The following is a 2,815-nucleotide window of genomic DNA, read 5'->3' as shown; positions in this document are numbered from 1 at the left end:
GTTGAAGCCGGACGAAATCAGAAAGCTGGACGCCTATTTCAAGCGCGTCTTCCAGAACCCCAAGCTCGAGGTCAAGGCGCGGCCGCGCAAGGACGATTCGGCCGAGGTCTATGTCGGCGACGAATTCCTCGGCATCGTCTTCAAGGACGAGGACGACGGCGACTACAATTTCTCGATGGCGATCCTCGACATCGATCTGGCCTGAGCCAGCGATTTTGCGCTCGGCCGGCTCCGCCTCGAATGCGGCCGGCCGGAGTTTCCGAGGCTTTCTTAATGTCCCGCCTTCAGAACGCGCCCGGCTTCAGTGGCGATTGCCGCGTCGAGCGCCTGCCAATCGCCCAGAAACTCCCTTGGGAAGCGATAGGTGAGGCTGAGTTCGTCGCCGACCTGGATGTCGCGCTCGCAAGGCGCCAGTGATTGGTCGGCACTCGGTCCGCTCAGGCAACGGGCCACAAACGGCTCCTTGCCGGGGCGATTGCCGACAACCAGCACCTCGTTCAGATAGCCTGATTTCTCGTTGAAACCATAAATCATCGTGCCGCCAGGTCCGGCAATGCCGGGTCGGGTGATCAACGCGCTGTAGATCGGCGCGAAGCGGCCACTCATGTCACGCGACATCATCTGCTGTTCGAAGGCCAGAAAGACGATGCTTTTGGCTGTCCCCGTATGGTTGAAATCATCCCGCGCGGCCTCGCTGTAGCCGTCCATCTGGGGATAGCGCAGATAGAGGTCGAGCCGCGAGGCGATGCCGTCGCGCCGGGCCTGGGCGAAACGGATGGCGTTGGCCGGGACCGTGATGACATTGTTGCCGATCACCACCTGGTGCATCGTTGCGTCGTCGGTGTATCCGGCCATGGCGATCGAATGGCCAAACCATTTGCCTGCAAGGCTGATCGCTGCTGAAAGCAGGGCCAGCGCCGCGAATCCGTAGAGCACCCGCTTCATCAGCCTGGAATCGACCACAGTGAGTTCGTTGGCGAGCGCTGCCTGCTTCATCTCAGTCCTCGGATCTCGGGCCGTCCGTCCGCCTCCAGTGTCCCTGGGCGGCACACATCGTACGGCACGGCTCTTGCAGCCTGCGTGGAACGACTGTGCAATTTCATGGTAAATGGAAAGTTAAGATGGGACCGCTGGAACTCACACTCTTTGCTTTTGCCGTCGGGTTGACGGCCTGCGGGCTGGCCGGATCGGCTATGGAACTGGTTTCGGGCCGCAAGGTCGCCTTCACCGAACCCTATGTGTCGCCGTCACATGTCTTGCGCTCGCTGCTCGCCACGGCCTGTGCCGGACCCTTCATGCTGGTCAATGATGCCATCGATGCCCGGCGTCAGCGCCGCATTTCAACGTTGGCGCTGATGTCCTGCGGCTGCACGGCAATTGCGTGGACCTTGGCGCTGGGCGTCGTCGTGCTTGCCATTGCCTCATGGACGGTCCGTCTCCTAGGGTCCGAGCTGCCAGGCTGAGACGATTCGGAGACCAGAAATGCCGCTTTATGCGATCGATGGAACAGAGCCCAGCTTCGCCGATGCGGACTCGAACTGGATCGCGCCCGATGCGACGCTGATCGGCGACGTCAGGGTCGGACGCAATGCCGGCTTCTGGTTCGGCGCCGTCATCCGCGGCGACAATGAGCCCATCGTCATCGGCGCCGACACCAATGTGCAGGAACATACTGTCATGCACACCGATCCCGGCTTCCCGCTGACGATCGGGGAAGGCTGCACGATCGGCCACCGCGCCTTGCTGCATGGCTGCACGATCGGTGACAACAGCCTGATCGGCATGGGCGCCATCGTGCTGAACGGCGCGAAAATCGGCAGAAATTCTCTGGTCGGCGCCGGTGCGCTCGTCACCGAAGGCAAGGAATTCCCGGACAATTCGCTGATCGTCGGTTCACCTGCCAAGGCAATCAGGGTGCTGGACGACGCAGCCGTGGCAAGGCTACGCGGCTCGGCGGCGCATTATGTCGCCAACGGCAAGCGCTTCAAGGCGGGGTTGAAGAAGGTTTGAGGCCAGCCTGGCATTTGCTGGCGGTGGTTTCGTCGCGCCCCAACTCACTGTCCGTCAGTTGCGCCCGGCCATCGCATCGCGCAGCAAGGAAGCACCGCCTTCAAAGCCGGCAATCTCGGCTTCCTCGATCGCGGTCCTGTAGTCATCGATGCGGGTTTCGAGCACCGGGTCGGCGCCCGCCGCCAAAAGCAGGCCGATCGCATCGACACTGCGGATGGCCACCGAATAGTGCAGCGGAGTCCAGTCGTTGACGCCCCGCATGTTGGGGTCGGCGCCAGCTTCGATCAGCACCCGCACGATGTCCAGCCTATCGGCGCGATCGGTGGACAGCGCCGCAATGATCGACGGAAACCCGCCATGATCCCTGTAATTCGGATCCGAGCCCGCATCGAGCAAAGACGAGATGAAGCCGACGGGGCTCCAATAGATCGCATATTCCAGCGGATGCCCGAGGCCGAGCTCGAAAGGCATGCGCTCGTCGAACCAGCGGGAAGAGCCGCCCAATGCCACGCCGAGGCCCTCGAAGTCGCCGGCCTTGAAGGCATCGTCGATAGCCTTGAACAGGCGATGGCGCTCGCATCGATCTTCCGGGATTTCCAACATGGCTGTGATCCAGAAGGCGAAACCATCGGCCTATAGTGCCCCGATCTTCCGGGCGTGGGAAGGCGGGACGATTCGACTGAATGAGATTGGGATCTTCCAGCCTACGGCAGGCTGATTGGTTTTCGAGTCTCCGCCAGAAATGGCGGAGCCGGCCCGGGGACGGGGCCGGCTCCTTTCACCCGGTCGTTGGGGACGGGGAGGG

General features: G+C 62.3%; 5 protein-coding genes. 3 read left to right on the top strand and 2 right to left on the bottom strand.

Annotated features, from left to right (window positions below; all coding sequences use genetic code 11):
* Window position 1: 1 nt before the first annotated feature.
* On the top strand, window positions 2–205 hold the full coding sequence (locus EOD15_RS32130) for a DUF3126 family protein (protein WP_013531334.1): 204 nt from the start codon (window positions 2–4) through the stop codon (window positions 203–205).
* A 65-nt stretch (window positions 206–270) separates the two neighbouring features.
* Here the strand turns inward: EOD15_RS32130 and EOD15_RS32125 are convergent, their stop codons facing one another.
* A complete protein-coding gene (locus EOD15_RS32125) occupies window positions 271–996 on the bottom strand; it encodes a hypothetical protein (protein WP_127321539.1) in 726 nt (241 codons plus the stop codon).
* A 125-nt stretch (window positions 997–1,121) separates the two neighbouring features.
* Between EOD15_RS32125 and EOD15_RS32120 the strand changes: the two genes are divergently transcribed.
* Both EOD15_RS32120 and EOD15_RS32115 read left to right on the top strand, forming a co-directional pair.
* Window positions 1,122–1,463, top strand: coding sequence for a hypothetical protein (locus EOD15_RS32120; RefSeq protein ID WP_127291442.1), 342 nt, complete (start codon window positions 1,122–1,124; stop codon window positions 1,461–1,463).
* 19 nt (window positions 1,464–1,482) lie between these two features.
* Window positions 1,483–2,010, top strand: coding sequence for a gamma carbonic anhydrase family protein (locus tag EOD15_RS32115; protein ID WP_127291439.1), 528 nt, complete (start codon window positions 1,483–1,485; stop codon window positions 2,008–2,010).
* A gap of 54 nt (window positions 2,011–2,064) precedes the next feature.
* Here the strand turns inward: EOD15_RS32115 and EOD15_RS32110 are convergent, their stop codons facing one another.
* On the bottom strand, window positions 2,065–2,613 hold the full coding sequence (locus EOD15_RS32110; protein ID WP_127321538.1) for an ankyrin repeat domain-containing protein: 549 nt from the start codon (window positions 2,611–2,613) through the stop codon (window positions 2,065–2,067).
* Between the last annotated feature and the right edge of the window lie 202 nt (window positions 2,614–2,815).

It is taken from the genome of Mesorhizobium sp. M7A.T.Ca.US.000.02.2.1, assembly GCF_003996995.1.
In the GTDB taxonomy this organism is placed as follows: Bacteria; Pseudomonadota; Alphaproteobacteria; order Rhizobiales; family Rhizobiaceae; genus Mesorhizobium.
The sequence above is the reverse complement of the archived record's forward strand: the minus strand, read 5'-3'. Positions and strand labels throughout refer to the sequence as shown.